This is a genomic window from Cognatilysobacter tabacisoli, from assembly GCF_003586305.1.
Classification (GTDB): domain Bacteria; phylum Pseudomonadota; class Gammaproteobacteria; order Xanthomonadales; family Xanthomonadaceae; genus Cognatilysobacter_A; species Cognatilysobacter_A tabacisoli.
The window spans coordinates 302,563-317,334 of the sequence record NZ_QXJI01000004.1 but is presented as its reverse complement, the minus strand read 5'-3'; the positions used below and the strand labels follow the sequence as shown (position 1 = coordinate 317,334).

11 protein-coding genes are annotated in these 14,772 nt (G+C 73.3%); 8 read left to right on the top strand and 3 right to left on the bottom strand.

All coding sequences use genetic code 11. From position 1 onward, the window contains the following. Window positions 1-219: 219 nt before the first annotated feature. The 3 genes from D3A60_RS13965 to thiC are packed head-to-tail and all read right to left on the bottom strand — an operon-like array spanning window position 220 to window position 4,075. Complete coding sequence (locus tag D3A60_RS13965) at window positions 220-918, bottom strand: potassium channel family protein (protein ID WP_231120526.1); 699 nt, start codon at window positions 916-918, stop codon at window positions 220-222. A 46-nt stretch (window positions 919-964) separates the two neighbouring features. Then, complete coding sequence (locus D3A60_RS13960) at window positions 965-2,191, bottom strand: serine hydrolase (protein WP_119719375.1); 1,227 nt, start codon at window positions 2,189-2,191, stop codon at window positions 965-967. Between the two features lie 6 nt (window positions 2,192-2,197). Continuing rightward, complete coding sequence (thiC, locus tag D3A60_RS13955; RefSeq protein WP_119719374.1) at window positions 2,198-4,075, bottom strand: phosphomethylpyrimidine synthase ThiC; 1,878 nt, start codon at window positions 4,073-4,075, stop codon at window positions 2,198-2,200. A 707-nt stretch (window positions 4,076-4,782) separates the two neighbouring features. On the opposite strand from thiC, the gene ilvD reads away from it, so the two are divergent. From ilvD to leuC, 8 genes are all read left to right on the top strand, one after another. After that, window positions 4,783-6,510 carry a dihydroxy-acid dehydratase gene (gene ilvD, locus D3A60_RS13950; protein ID WP_119719373.1) on the top strand — a complete coding sequence of 576 codons (1,728 nt, stop codon included), beginning with the start codon at window positions 4,783-4,785 and terminating at the stop codon, window positions 6,508-6,510. Between the two features lie 62 nt (window positions 6,511-6,572). Continuing rightward, window positions 6,573-7,622, top strand: coding sequence for a ketol-acid reductoisomerase (ilvC, locus tag D3A60_RS13945; RefSeq protein ID WP_119719372.1), 1,050 nt, complete (start codon window positions 6,573-6,575; stop codon window positions 7,620-7,622). Further along, window positions 7,619-9,310, top strand: coding sequence for an acetolactate synthase 2 catalytic subunit (gene ilvG / locus D3A60_RS13940; RefSeq protein ID WP_119719371.1), 1,692 nt, complete (start codon window positions 7,619-7,621; stop codon window positions 9,308-9,310). Before ilvC ends, ilvG begins: the two co-directional genes overlap by 4 nt. Beyond that, window positions 9,291-9,557: an ACT domain-containing protein gene (locus tag D3A60_RS13935; protein WP_119719370.1), complete on the top strand. Its 267-nt coding sequence runs from the start codon at window positions 9,291-9,293 to the stop codon at window positions 9,555-9,557. Before ilvG ends, D3A60_RS13935 begins: the two co-directional genes overlap by 20 nt. Continuing rightward, the gene (locus D3A60_RS13930; protein WP_157981499.1) at window positions 9,548-10,477 is read left to right on the top strand and encodes an aminotransferase class IV; all 930 of its coding nucleotides are present in this window, start codon (window positions 9,548-9,550) and stop codon (window positions 10,475-10,477) included. The genes D3A60_RS13935 and D3A60_RS13930 overlap by 10 nt, the downstream gene beginning before the upstream one ends. Then, window positions 10,470-11,582, top strand: coding sequence for a threonine dehydratase (locus D3A60_RS13925; protein ID WP_119719368.1), 1,113 nt, complete (start codon window positions 10,470-10,472; stop codon window positions 11,580-11,582). The genes D3A60_RS13930 and D3A60_RS13925 overlap by 8 nt, the downstream gene beginning before the upstream one ends. Next, on the top strand, window positions 11,579-13,159 hold the full coding sequence (locus tag D3A60_RS13920; protein WP_119719367.1) for a 2-isopropylmalate synthase: 1,581 nt from the start codon (window positions 11,579-11,581) through the stop codon (window positions 13,157-13,159). The genes D3A60_RS13925 and D3A60_RS13920 overlap by 4 nt, the downstream gene beginning before the upstream one ends. Before the next feature lie 136 nt (window positions 13,160-13,295). Beyond that, window positions 13,296-14,753 (top strand): 3-isopropylmalate dehydratase large subunit, encoded by a 1,458-nt coding sequence (gene leuC / locus D3A60_RS13915; protein WP_119719366.1) that lies wholly within the window; start codon window positions 13,296-13,298, stop codon window positions 14,751-14,753. The last annotated feature ends 19 nt before the right edge of the window (window positions 14,754-14,772 follow it).

Below are 14,772 nucleotides of genomic sequence, written 5' to 3'. Positions count from 1 at the left end.
CGGGTAGCGCCGGCGCGTCATGTGCTGGACGGCATCCGCGCTGCCGCCAGAGTCGGCAAACACACGCGGCACGGATCGGCAGGCGCCGTGGGGGAGCCGGATTCTAACGTGCGGGGGCCGCCCGGGTTGACGTGGACCGGCGCGGCGGCCGGACCCCAAACCGGTCACTCCGCTCCCAATGCACCGCTTGCGCGCCTCACGGCGCGTTTTTTTTTGGCGTCAGCGCCCGCGGCCGCGCGCGTCGTGGCGGAGGATCGTCAGGCCGATCAGGCGCGACACCACGGTGGCGATGTAGGCGACGCCGGCGACCTGCTCGAGCATCACCAGCACGCGCGCCGGCGAACTCATCGGCAGGATGTCGCCGAGTCCGACGCCCGACAGCGTCGTGAAGCTCAGGAACAGCAGCTCCAGCCACGTGCGCGGCTGGTCGGGATCGACCGCGCCGACGAAGCTGCCGGGGTACCAGATCTGGCAGACGACGTACGCGTACGCGAAGCCCCACGCGAGCAGGGTGAACGTCGCGCCCGCGGCGAACAACTCGTCGGCGGTGACGCGGTGGTCGTCGAGCATGTACGCGATCAGGCTCGCGGCGGCGTAGAAGTACAGCAGCGCCTCCAGCGACGACGACAGCGCGAGCAGGACCGGGCTGTCGATCGCCGCAGCCAGCATCGAGGCGCCGAACGCCGGGATCGCCAGCAGCCACGCGACCCACGTCACCGCCGGGCTGCGGCGCACGACCCACAGCACCAGCATCAGCAGCATCGCCCCGATCGCGCCGAACACCACGCGACCGCCGCGGCTTTCGTCGAACAGCGGGTACGCGATCAGGCTGGCCAGCTGCGCGGCCAGCAGCCACGCCGACGGGTGGCGACGCGCGAGCACGCGCATGCGCAGCAGTCGGAAGCGGGACGTCAGCATGGCGGGGTCGGCGCGCGGGAGGCAGCGCGCATCATCGGTCGCGCGGTCACGGCTGGGAAGGGGCGAGTCGGCCCGTCGCATCGCGCTCGACCGCCAGCACTGCGCGCCCGAGCGCGGCCAGGAACGGTCGCCCGATCGTGTCGTACTCGTAGCGGTCGTCGTTGAACACGCCGTCTGCGTTCACGTGGATCGACGCCGCGAGCAGCAGCTCGGCGCCGCTGGCCGCGTCGACGAGGTAGGCCACTTCACTCAGGTAGCCGTAGGCCATCCCGGTCTTGCCGAACACGCCGACGCCGTCGGGGTAGCGCTGCGCGCCATCCCCGACCAGCAGCCAGCGCGCATAGCCATCGGGGTGCGCGGCCTCGTCGTAGCGCGGGTCGTCGCTGTCGCGCGGCCGCAGCGCGAGCAGTCGCAGCAGCTGCGAGCGCAGCGCCCCGTCGATGCGCCAGCGCTGGTGCGCGGGCACGCTGTCGGGCCGCACGAACGCCTGCAGCATGCGCAGGCTGTCGGCCAGCGGCAGGAAGTTGCCGGTCGAGAAATCGTGCGGACCGGCGTCCACGGCGCCGTCGTCGCGCTGCCAGCCCGTGCCCTTCAGCGCGCGGCCGAACGGAAAGTGCCGCGCCTGCGCGTGCGCCGGCGCGAGCCGCGCGGCGATGCGGCCGTCGGCGGCGCGCACCGACCCGCCGCCGGTGCGTCGGTTGGCGTCGGCGTCGCTGGAGCCCAGCCGCGACACCAGCCGCGCGTGCGGGTAGCCGAGCTCCGCGAGCCGCGCGTGGATCGCGTCGCCGCCGAGCAGTTCGTACCAGCGGTTGTACGGCGCGTTGTCGCTGACCGCGAACGTGCGCGCCAGCCCGCGGCCGAAACGCTCGGCCAGCGGCTCGTCGGCGGGCCACGCGCCGGTGGCCGGCGGCGCGTCGACGGCGATGACGGCATGCGCATCGAGCCCGAGCGCGTGCACGCGTTCGGCCATCAGCAGCGCCATCGGCAGCTTGGCCACGCTCGCCGCGGCGAACCAGCGCCGCGGCGCGAGGCCGTGGTCGTGCGTGTCGAACGTCGCGTGCCCATCGGCGTCGCGGCGCACCCGGACTGCGCGCAGCTGGACCTCGTGCTCCGGCGCAGCGGCGACCGCGGCCAGCCCGGGCGGCATGCGGCCCAACACACGCGACCAGTAGTCGTCGACCGTCGATGCGCCGCGCGCGGCGGCGTGCAGGCGCGCGGCCCACGGGGCCGCCATCGCGGCGCAGCCCAGCTGCAGGAACGCGCGCCGGCGCATCGGCGGTCAGGCCGGCTTGTACACCTGCGCGCCGGCCGCGCGGAACTCGGCGGCCTTCTCGGCCATGCCCTCCGCTATCGCGGCCTGCTCGTCGACCCCGTGCTCCTTGGCGTACTCGCGCACGTCCTGGGTGATCTTCATCGAGCAGAAGTGCGGGCCGCACATCGAGCAGAAGTGCGCGACCTTGTGCGCCTGCTTCGGCAGCGTCTCGTCGTGGTACTCGCGGGCGCGCTCCGGGTCGAGGCCGAGGTTGAACTGGTCCTCCCAGCGGAACTCGAAGCGCGCCTTGCTCATCGCGTTGTCGCGCGCCTGCGCGCCCGGGTGGCCCTTGGCCAGGTCGGCCGCGTGCGCGGCGATCTTGTAGGCCATCAGCCCCTCGCGCACGTCGTGCTTGTTCGGCAGGCCCAGGTGCTCCTTCGGCGTGACGTAGCAGAGCATCGCCGTGCCGAACCAGCCGATCATCGCCGCGCCGATCGCCGAGGTGATGTGGTCGTAGCCGGGCGCGATGTCGGTCGTCAGCGGGCCGAGCGTGTAGAACGGCGCCTCGCCGCACACGGCCAGCTGCTTGTCCATGTTTTCCTTGATCAGCTGCATCGGCACGTGGCCGGGGCCTTCGATCATGGTCTGGACGTCGTGCTTCCACGCGATCCTGGTCAGCTCGCCGAGCGTCTCGAGCTCGCCGAACTGCGCGGCGTCGTTGGCGTCGGCGATCGAGCCCGGGCGCAGTCCGTCGCCGAGCGAGAACGTCACGTCGTACGCCTTCATGATTTCGCAGATTTCGTCGAAGTGCGTGTAGAGGAAGTTCTCCTTGTGGTGCGCCAGGCACCACTTGGCCAGGATCGAACCGCCGCGCGAGACGATGCCGGTCACGCGCTTGGCCGTCAGCGGCACGTAGCGCAGCAGCACGCCGGCGTGGATCGTGAAGTAGTCGACGCCCTGCTCGGCCTGCTCGACCAGCGTGTCGCGGAAGATCTCCCAGGTCAGCTCCTCGGCGCGGCCGTCGACCTTCTCCAGTGCCTGGTAGATCGGCACGGTGCCGATCGGCACCGGCGCGTTGCGGATGATCCACTCGCGGGTCTCGTGGATGTGCTTGCCGGTCGACAGGTCCATGACCGTGTCGGCGCCCCAGCGGATCGACCACACCAGCTTCTCGACCTCCTCGGCGATCCCGGAACTCACCGCCGAGTTGCCAATATTCGCGTTGACCTTGGTCAGGAAGTTGCGGCCGATGATCATCGGCTCGCACTCGGGGTGGTTGATGTTGTTCGGGATGACCGCGCGGCCGCGGGCCACCTCGTCGCGGACGAACTCGGGCGTGATGATCTTCTGGATATTCGCGCCGAACGACTCGCCGGGGTGCTGGACCCGCAGGTGCGCCTCGCGGAGCTGCTCGAGCCGCTGGTTCTCGCGGATCGCGATGAACTCCATCTCCGGCGTGACGATGCCGCGGCGCGCGTAGTGCATCTGGGTGGCGTTGGCCCCCGACAGGGCACGGCGCGGCAGCGGGCGGTTGCCGAAGCGCACGGCGTCGAGCTTCGGGTCGAGCTCGCGCTGGCGGCCGAACGCCGAGCTCAGCCCGGCCAGCACCTCGGTGTCGCCGCGCTCGGCGATCCACGGCGCGCGCAGCGGCGGCAGGCCGGTGGCGAGGTCGATCGTCGCGCCGGCATCGGTGTACGGGCCCGAGGTGTCGTAGACGGCGAGTGGCGCGTTGTCCTCACCGCCGAAGATGGTCGGCGTGCGCGCCAACTCGATCTCGCGCATCGGCACGCGGATGTCGGGCCGCGAGCCCTCCACGTGGATCTTGCGCGAGCCGGGGATCGGCCGGGTCACGTCGGCCGACAGCTGGTCGGCCTGCTGGACGAGTTCGGAGGGCACTGCATTCATCGGGGGAGCTCCGCCTGCGGCTTGAAGAGTCCGCACGGGCGTGCGGGCTGTGGCGATCCGGTCCGCGGGCGGACGGCGCGCATCAAAGCGGCGGCGCAGAGCCGGCGGACCGGCTTGCGAAGCTTCCCTACGCCGGTGTCAGCCGGTATCGGCACGAGTGCCCAGGTTCCAAGGGTGTTTCTCAACCGCGCCGCACCGGCCGCGGTACCCCCGCTTCGTCGCGCATTGGAGCATGCGCGCCCGCCCGCGGCCAGCCAAACGGGCGTTCGGTTTCGCGCGCAACCACCGGCGGCGACGGCCGTGCGCGCCCTCATGAGCACATGGAATGTCGCCACAGCCGCACCGCCGCGTCGCTTCCGCGCAACTTGCAAAAGTTTCTGCAAAAAGTGTTGACAACGAAAAAACGCCGTGTTCCTGTCGATTCCATGACGCAGCGCAACACGCCCCCGCCGAGGCACTCCACGCCGCCGACCCCGACCCGGGTCGCCGCGATGCCGACCGCGCGGCCCGCGGTCGCGCTGACCACCGCACTCGTACTTACCACCGTGCTTATTACCGTCCTTCAAGGCGCGGGGTTCGGGCATGTGTAGCTGAAACACACACACCCAGGCAGTAGAACCTGAACCCCGCGCCCCGAAAGAGGCGCGGGGTTTTCGTTTGTACGGCCGGCATCCGCTCCAGGCCATCGCAACGGGAACCCCAACGCAGTGAACAGCAACGCGATCAAACTCGGACCCGCCCGCGCCCCGGCCCGCGCCATGCTGCGCGCGACCGGGCTCGACGATGCCGCCATCGCCCGGCCGCTGGTCGCGGTGATCCACACCTGGACCGACGTCTCGCCGTGCAACCTCACGCTGCGCGCGCTGGCCCAGCACGTGCGCGAAGGCGTCCACGCCGGCGGCGGCACGCCGGTCGAGTTCAACACCATCGCCGTGACCGACGGCATCGCGATGGGCAGCGACGGCATGCGCGCCTCGCTGGCATCGCGCGAGACGATCGCCGACTCGATCGAGCTGGCCGTGCGCGGCCACTGCCTCGACGCGATGGTGCTGCTGGTCGGCTGCGACAAGACCATCCCGGCCGCGGCGATGGCCGCCGCGCGCCTCGACATCCCCACCGTGGTCCTCTACGGCGGCACGATCCTGCCCGGCCACTGCGAGCGCGACGGCAGCGACCGCGCGCTGACGGTGCAGGACGTGTTCGAGGCGGTAGGCGCGCACGCGGCCGGCCGCATCGACGACGCCGAGCTGCACCGCATCGAGTCACACGCCTGCCCCGGCGCGGGCGCGTGCGGCGGGCAGTTCACCGCCAACACGATGGCGATGGTGCTGACCTTTCTCGGCCTGTCGCCGCTGCAGCTCAACGACATTCCGGCGATGCACCCGGGCAAGGCCGCGGCGGCGCGCGCCTGCGGCGAGCTGGTGATGCAGCGGCTGCACGACGGCGCGGCGAGCCCGCGCGCGCTGCTGACGCCCGCGTCGCTGCGCAACGCCGCGCGCGCGGTCTCCGCCACCGCAGGCTCGACCAATGCCGCGCTGCACCTGCTGGCGATCGCGCACGAGGCCGGCGTGCCGTTCGACCTCGAGGAGTTCGAAGCCGCCGCGCGGCACACGCCGGTGATCGCCGACCTCAAGCCCGGCGGCCGCTACACCGCCGCCGAGATGTTCGAACACGGCGGCGTCGCGCTGGTCGCGCGCGAGCTGCGCGCGGCCGGGCTGATCGAGGATGTGCCGACGGTCACCGGCCGCGGGTTCTTCGCCGAGCTCGACGAGGTCGAGACCGCGGCACAGCAGGACGTCGTGCGCCCGGTGCACGCGCCGCTGAAGCCGCGCGGCGGGTACTCCGTCCTCTACGGCGACCTCGCCCCGGACGGCTGCATCGTCAAGCTGGCCGGACACGGCCGCGAACGCTTCGAGGGTCCGGCGCGGGTGTTCGACTTCGAGGAGGCCGCGTTCGCCGCGGTGCAGGCGCGGCAGGTCCGGGCCGGCGACGTTGTCGTGATCCGCTTCGAAGGCCCGGCCGGCGGCCCCGGCATGCGCGAGATGCTCGCCGTCACCGCCGCGCTGGTCGGCCAGGGCCTCGGCGACGACGTCGCGCTGCTGACCGACGGGCGCTTCAGCGGCGCGACCCACGGCTTCATGGTCGGCCACGTCTGCCCCGAGGCCGCGCACGGCGGCCCGATCGCGCGGCTGCGCGACGGCGACGTGGTGCGCATCGACGTCGCCACGCGCCGGCTCGACGTCGACGCCGACCTCGCCGCGCGGCCGCCGGCGCGGATCGCCCCGCGCGTGGCCACCGGTGTGCTGGCCAAGTACGCGCGCAGCGTCGGCCCGGCCTCGCGCGGCGCGGTCACCGCGCCGGGCCCGCTCGATGCCCCGGTCGACCGCGGCATTCCCAGCGTGCTGCGCGTCGACGACGCGCTGGCACCGGCCTGAATCGACCGGCCCCGCCTTTCCACTTTTCCGCCCTTCCACCTTCGACCACCCAGGAACCCGCGATGACCACCACCGTGACCCCTCCCCGCCCGCGCATCGCCGTCATCGGCTACGGCAGCCAGGGCCGCGCGCACGCACTCAACCTGCGCGACTCCGGCTTCGACGTGACCGTGGGCCTGCGCCCCGGCGGCCCGACCGAGCTCAAGGCCCGTGCCGACGGCTTTGCCGTGCAGCCTCCCGCGCAGGCCGTCGCCGGCGCCGAGCTCGTCGCGGTGCTGACCCCCGACATGGTCCAGCCGCAGCTGTACCGCGACGTGATCGAGCCGAACATCGCCCCCGGCGCGTGCCTGCTGTTCGCGCACGGCTTCAACGTCCACTACGGCCAGATCGCACCGCGCGCGGACCTCGACGTGGTGCTGGTCGCACCGAAGGGCCCCGGCGCGCTGGTGCGTCGCGAGTACGAGATCGGCCGCGGCGTGCCGTCGGTGTACGCGGTGCACCAGGACGCGAGCGGCCGCGCCGAAGCGTTCGCGCTGGCGTACTGCGGCGGCATCGGCGGGGCGCGCCAGAACGCGATCCGGACCACGTTCAAGGAAGAGACCGAGACCGACCTGTTCGGCGAGCAGGCGGTGCTGTGCGGCGGCGCGACCAAGCTGGTGCAGGCCGGCTGGGAGACGCTGGTCGAGGCCGGCTACCAGCCCGAGGTCGCGTACTACGAGTGCCTGCACGAGCTGAAGCTGATCGTCGACCTGTTCTACGAGGGCGGCATCACGCGGATGCACGAGTTCATCAGCGAGACCGCCCAGTACGGCGCGCTGACCCGCGGCGCGTACATCGTCGACGACCACACCCGCGCGCAGATGCGCAAGGTGCTCGCGGAGATCCAGGACGGCACGTTCGCGCGCCAGTGGATCGCCGAGTACGCGGGCGGCAACGCGAACTACAAGGCGCTCAAGCAGGGCGACCTCGAGCACCCGATCGAGGCCACGGGCCGCAAGCTGCGCTCGGCGATGGCCTGGCTCGGCAACGCCGCGGCGGCGGCGCCGGTCAACGCGAACGCGAGCGCCGCGCCGGCGCACGCCGACGCCAAACCCGAGCAGGCCGCTGCATGAACGCCGCGCAGTGGCTGGTGCACGCACTGGCCGCGGAAGGCGTCGACACGCTGTTCGGTTACCCGGGCGGCGCGATCATGCCGTTCTACGACGCGCTGTACGACGCGCCGCTGAAGCACATCCTGGTGCGGCACGAGCAGGGCGCGGCGTTCGCCGCCAACGGCTACGCGCGCGCCAGCGGCCGGGTCGGCGTGTGCGTGGCGACGTCCGGCCCGGGGGCGACCAACCTGGTCACCGGCATCGCCGACGCGCTGCTCGACTCGGTACCCATGGTGGTGCTGACCGGGCAGGTGCCGACCACGCTGATGGGCACCGACGCGTTCCAGGAGGTCGACGTGTTCGGCATGACCCTGCCGATCGTCAAGCACAGCTTCTTGGTGCGCCGCGTCGACGACCTGCCCGGCGCGGTGCGCGAGGCGTTCCGGCTGGCGCGCTCAGGGCGGCCAGGGCCGGTGCTGGTCGACCTGCCCAAGAACCTGCAGACCGCCGACGCGTCGCACCTGCCCGCGCACGTGCCGGCGCCGGTCGATCCCGAGCCGGTGGCCGGCGACGCCGAGCTGACCCGCGCGCTGGAGCTGCTCAGCAACGCGCGCCGGCCGCTGGTCTACGGCGGCGGCGGGATCAAGCTCGGCGATGCGGTGGCGGAGTTCCGCGCGTTCGTCGAGGCCACCCAGCTGCCGACGGTGCTGACGCTGCAGGGCGTCGGCGCGCTCGACGGCGCGCACCCGCTGAACCTCGGCATGCTCGGCATGCACGGCACGCGCGCGGCCAACCAGGCGGTGCAGGAAACGGACCTGCTGGTCGTGGTCGGCGCGCGCTTCGACGACCGCGCCACCGGCAAGCTGGCCGAGTTCGCCCCGCACGCGAAGGTCATCCACCTCGACGTCGACGCGGCCGAGCTCGGCAAGCTGCGCGTCGCCGACGCGGCGCTGCGCGGCGAGCTGCGCACCAGCCTCGATGCGCTGGCCACCGCGATGCCCGAGTGCGCCGCATGGCGCGCACAGTGCCGGGCCAACCGCCAGCGCTTCGCCGCGCGCTACGACGCGCCCGGACGCGACGTGTACGCGCCGGCGCTGCTCAAGCGCCTGTCGGAAGCGGCGCCGTCGGCGGTGGTCGCCTGCGACGTCGGCCAGCACCAGATGTGGGTCGCCCAGCACTGGCGCTTCAACGACCCGCGCCGGCACCTGACCAGCGGCGCGCTCGGCGCGATGGGCTTCGGCCTGCCGGCCGCGATCGGCGCGCAGCTCGCGCTGCCGGACGCGCAAGTCGTCTGCGTCAGCGGCGACGGCTCGATCCTGATGAACATCCAGGAGCTGGCCACGCTCGGCCGCTACGGCCTGCCAGTGAAGATCGTGCTGCTCGACAACCAGCGCCTCGGCATGGTCCGCCAGTGGCAGGAGCTGTTCTTCGACCGCCGCTACAGCGAGACCGATCTGTCCGACAACCCCGACTTCGTCGCGCTGGCCGCGAGCTTCGGCGTGCCCGGGCTGCGGCTGGACCGCGCCGCCGACGTCGACGCCGCGATCGAAGCCCTGCTGGCGATGCCCGGCCCGGCGCTGCTGCACGTGGCGATCGACGCGCACGCCAACGTCTGGCCGCTGGTCCCGCCCAACCGCAACAACGCGCAAATGCTGTTCGACCCCATCCACGCCGACAGTGAGGACGCCGATGCAACGCTACCAACTTGACCTCACCCTGCGTCGCGCCGAGGGCGCGCTGGCCCGCGTGCTCGGCACCGCCGAGCGGCGCGGCTTCACCCCGGTCAGCGTCGACGGCGAAACCCAGGCCGACGGCGACCGCTGGCACCTGCGGCTGGCGGTCGAAGGCGACCGCAGTGCCGACTCGCTGCAGGCGCAGCTGGAAAAGCTCTACGACTGCCTCGCGGTCGAAGTCTCGGCCGTCGACGCCCCGTCGGAGTCGTGGTCGTGTACGTGAGCGCCGAGGCGGCCCCGGCCGAGCCCGCGGCGCGGCGCGAGCCCGACCAGGCGCGACTGTGGTTCGACGGCGCGCTGGTCGACGCCGACGCGCCGCAGCTCCCGCTGACCGCGCATGCCTTGCACTACGGCAGCGGCGTGTTCGAGGGCATCCGCGCCTACGCCACCGCCGACGGCGGCAGCGCGGTGTTCCGCCTGCCCGAGCACCTGGCGCGGATGCGGCGCGGCTGCGAGCTGCTCGGCATCGCGTTCGACGTCGCCGTCGCCACCGACGCCACGCTCGCCGTGCTGTGCGCCAACCGAGAGGCGCTCGGCCAGCGCGACGCCTACGTGCGTCCGCTGGCGTGGTGCGGCAGCGGCACGATCGGACTCGACGTCGGCCCGCAGCCCAAGCACCTGATGGTGGCCACCTTCGCCACTGCGGTGCACCTGGCCGGCACCGCGGTGAAGCTGGGCGTGTCGTCGTGGCGGCGCAACCCGGCGTCGTCGCTGCCGCCGCTGAAGCTGTGCGGCGGGTACGTCAACTCGATCCTCGCCAAGCACGAGGCCAGGGCGCGCGGGTTCGACGAGGCGCTGTTCGTCGACGCCGACGGTCGCGTGGTCGAGTGCACCGGCGCGAACGTGTTCGCGGTGCACGGCGACAGCATCACCGCCGTCGAACACCCCGACGCGCTGGCCGGCATCACCCGCGACACGCTTCGTCAGCTGACCGGCGCCGCATCCCGTGCGATGTCGCTGGACGAACTGATCGACGCCGACGAGGTGTTCGTTTGCGGCACCGCGGCCGAGGTCACCCCGATCGCCTCGCTCGACGGCCGCGCGTACCGGTCCAGCCGGATCGGCACCGAGCTGGCGCACGCCTACCGCCGCGTCGTGCGTGGCGAAGATCGCGCGCACGCGCACTGGCTGACCCATGTCTGACGTCGCCCGCGCCGAGCCCGACGTAGCGCGCGCCGATGCACGCGCCGCCGTCACCGCGTCCGGCGTGCTGGCCGCGCAGGCGCGCCTGCGCCCGCACCTGTCGGCCACCCCGCTGCACCACGCCGAGCGCTTCGGCTGCTGGCTGAAGCTGGAGAACCTGCAGCGCACCGGCTCGTACAAGGTGCGCGGCGCGCTCAACGCGCTGCTGGCCGGGCGCGAGCGCGGCGACGCCCGGCCGGTGATCGCCGCGTCGGCCGGCAACCACGCGCAGGGCCTGGCATGGGCTGGCCACCGGCTGCGCCTGCCGGTGATCACGGTGATGCCGCGCAACGCGCCGGCCACCAAGGTCGCCGGCGTCGCCCACTGGGGCGCGGCGGTGCGGCTGCACGGCGACACCTACGACGAGGCCCGCGCGTTCGCGGTCGAACTCGCCGCGCAGCACGGCTACCGGCTGCTGTCGGCGTTCGACGATCCCGACGTGATCGCGGGGCAGGGCACGGTCGGCCTCGAGCTCGGCGCGCTCGGGCCGGACGTGGTGATCGTGCCGATCGGCGGCGGCGGGCTGGCGGCCGGCGTCGCGCTGGCGCTGAAGTCGCAGGGCGTGCGCATCGTCGGCGCGCAGGTCGAGCACGTCGACGCGATGGCGCGCGTGCTGCGCGGCGACGCGAGTGAGTTCGTGCCGGCCGCGACGCTGGCCGACGGCGTGCGCGTGCGCGTGCCGGGCACGCTGACCGCGGCGCTGCTGGCGACCCTGCTCGACGACCTGGTGATCGTGCGCGAGGCCGAACTGCGCGAGACGCTGGTCCGGCTCGCGCTCGAGGAGCACGTGATTGCCGAGGGCGCCGGCGCGCTGGCGCTCGCGGCCGGCCGCCGCGTCGCCGGCCGGCGCAAGTGCGCGGTGGTGTCGGGCGGCAACGTCGACGCCGCCGTCCTCGCCCGGCTGCTGGCCGAGGTGCGCCCGCGCGCGCCGCGCCGCCCGCGCCAGCGCCGTCGCGACGCCGCGCCGGTCGCTGACGTGATTCCGCTGCCGTCCCCGGCCGCGCCCGCCTCCGCCCCGCCCGCGCCCCGGCGCCCCCGCCCCGCCGCCCAGGAGCTCAGCGCATGACCGACGCCCGCACGCCGGCCGACGTACCGGTCGACACCGTCACGATCTTCGACACCAGCCTGCGCGACGGCGAGCAGTCGCCCGGCTGCTCGATGAGCGCGCCGCAGAAGCTGCGCTTCGCGCACGCGCTGGCCGAGCTCGGCGTCGACGTGATCGAGGCCGGGTTCCCCGCCAGCTCGAAGGCCGACTTCGACGGGGTGCGCGCGATCGCGCGCGACGTCAGCGGCGCGACGATCGCGATGCTGGCCCGCTGCGTCGACGCGGACATCGAGGCCTGTGCGCGCGCGCTTGACGGCTCGGCGCGGCCGCGCATTCACGTGTTCATCTCGACCAGCCCGCTGCACCGCGAGCACAAGCTCGGCCTGGACCGCGCGCAGGTGCTCGAACGCGCCGTCGCCGGCGTCGCGCTCGCGCGGCACTACGTCGACGACGTCGAGTTCTCGGCCGAGGACGCGCTGCGCACCGAGCCGGACTTCCTGGTCGAGGTCTGCAGCGCGGCGATCGCCGCCGGCGCGCGCACGCTGAACCTGCCGGACACCGTCGGCGTCACGACGCCGGCCGAGATCCGCGCGCTGTTCGAGCACCTGCGCGCGCACGTGGTCGATGCCGACCGCGCGGTGTTCAGCGCACACTGCCACGACGACCTCGGGCTGGCGGTCGCCAACTCGCTGGCCGCGATCGAGGGCGGCGCGCGCCAGGTCGAGTGCACCGTGAACGGCATCGGCGAGCGCGCCGGCAACGCCGCGCTCGAGGAGCTGGTTATGGCGCTGAACGTGCGCCGCGCGTGGTACGGCGTCGGCACCCGCATCGACACGCGCCGGCTGGTGCCGACCTCGCGCCTGCTGGCACGGATCACCGGCATGCACGTGCAGCGCAACAAGGCGGTGGTCGGGCAGAACGCGTTCGCGCATGAGTCCGGCATCCACCAGCACGGCATGCTCAAGCACCGCGGCACCTACGAGATCATGCGGCCCGAAGACGTCGGCTGGGCCCAGTCGCAGATGGTGCTGGGCCGGCACAGCGGGCGCGCGGCGATCGCCGACCGGCTGCGCACGCTCGGGCTGGCGGTCGACGAGGCCCAGCTCAACGGCGTGTTCGCCGCGTTCAAGGCGCTGGCCGAAAAAAAGCGCGAGGTGTTCGACGCCGACCTCGAGGCGCTGGTGCTCGGCACCGACGCGCGCGCGGCGCGCGGCTGGCGCCTGCTGCGCGCGCACGTGAGCACCGGCGTGGCCGAGGACAGCCTGCCGACGGCCAGCGTGCAGCTGCTCGCGCCCGACGGCACCCGCGTGTCCGAAGCCGCGGTCGGCGACGGCCCGGTGCACGCGCTGTTCGCCGCGCTGGCGCGCGCGACCGGCCTGCGCGTCGACGTCGACCAGTACCACGTGTCGAGCGTGACCACCGGCGACGACGCCCAGGGCCAGGCCAGCGTCACCGCCCGCGTCGACGGTATTGAGCACACCGGCTCGGGCACCAGCACCGACATCCTCGAGGCCAGCGCGCTGGCGTGGCTGGAGATCGCCAACCGCGCCCAGCGCGTGCGCAGCGCGGCGCCCGAACGCGAGGTGGTGGTGGCATGAGCCGCAGCTGCTCCGCTTCCGCCCCCCGACGCAGCGCGCCGCGAGGCCGCGCCCACCGGCTCCACCCCGCTTGGCGAATCGCCGCCGCCGTGGCGACCGCCGCCACCCCATCAACATGCCAAGGAAATCGTCCGCGATGACCTCGACCCCCCGCACCCTGCTCGACAAACTGTGGGACGCCCACGTGGTCACCCCGGAGACGGACGCCGCGCCCGCGGTGCTCTACGTCGACCTGCACCTGATCCATGAGGTCACGACGCCGCAGGCGTTCGCCGAACTCGACGCGCGCGGCCTGCGCGTGCACCGGCCCGGGCGCACCAAGGGCACGCTCGACCATTCGACGCCGACCCTGCCCGCCGACGCGGACGGCGCGCTGGCGTACTACACGCCGGCGGCCGAGCACCAGGTCGAGACGCTGCGCGCGAACGCCGCGCGCCACGGCATCGAGCTGTTCGACTTCAACAGCGCGCACCGCGGCATCGTCCACGTGTTCGCGCCGGAGCTCGGGCTGACGCTGCCCGGGATGACGATCGTCTGCGGCGACAGCCACACCGCGACCCACGGCGCGTTCGGCGCGCTGGCGTTCGGCATCGGCACCAGCGAGGTCGGCCACGTACTCGCGACCCAGTGCCTGCTGCAGCGCAAGCCGAAGACCCTGGCCATCACCGTCGACGGCGCGCTCGGCGCGGGCGTCACCGCCAAGGACCTGATCCTGCACGTGATCGGCGTGATCGGCGTCAACGGCGGCACCGGCCACGTAATCGAGTACCGCGGCAGCGCGATCCGCGCGCTGTCGATGGACGAGCGCATGACCGTCTGCAACATGTCGATCGAGGCCGGCGCGCGCGCCGGGCTGGTCGCACCGGACGAGGTCACGTTCGACTACCTGCGCCGCACTCCGCGCGCGCCGCAGGGCCGCGATTTCCACGCCGCCGTGGCGCACTGGCGCACGCTGCACAGCGACCCCGGCGCGCGCTTCGACCGCGAGGTGCGGATCGACGCGCGCGACATCCGCCCGACCGTCACCTGGGGCACCCATCCGGGCCAGGTCGCCGCCGTCGACGCGCAGGTGCCGGCCGGGGCGCACCCCGACGATGCCAAGGCCCGCGACTACATGGGCTGGTCCGCCGGGCAGGCGCTGCTGGGCCGTCCGGTCGACGTGGTGTTCGTCGGCAGCTGCACGAACGCCCGGCTCGACGACCTGCGCGAGGTCGCCGACGTGCTGCGCGGCCGCCGCGTGCACCCGCGCGTGCGCATGCTGGTCGTGCCCGGTTCGATGCAGGTCAAGCGCGAGGCCGAGACCGAGGGCATCGACGCGATCGTTCGCGCCGCCGGCGCGCAGTGGCGCGAGCCGGGCTGCTCGATGTGCATCGCGATGAACGGCGACCTGGTCGGCCCCGGCCAGTTGGCGGTGTCGACGTCCAACCGCAACTTCGAAGGCCGCCAGGGCCCCGGCGCGCGCACCGTGCTGGCCTCCCCGCGCAGCGCCGCGGCGTGCGCGGTCGCCGGGGCGATCGCCGACGTGCGTGCGCTGGTCGACATCGACGGCAGCGACGCCGAGCCGCGCAGTTCCGCGTCGCTGGAGTGTGCGTGATGGCCGCTGTCGCCTGTCG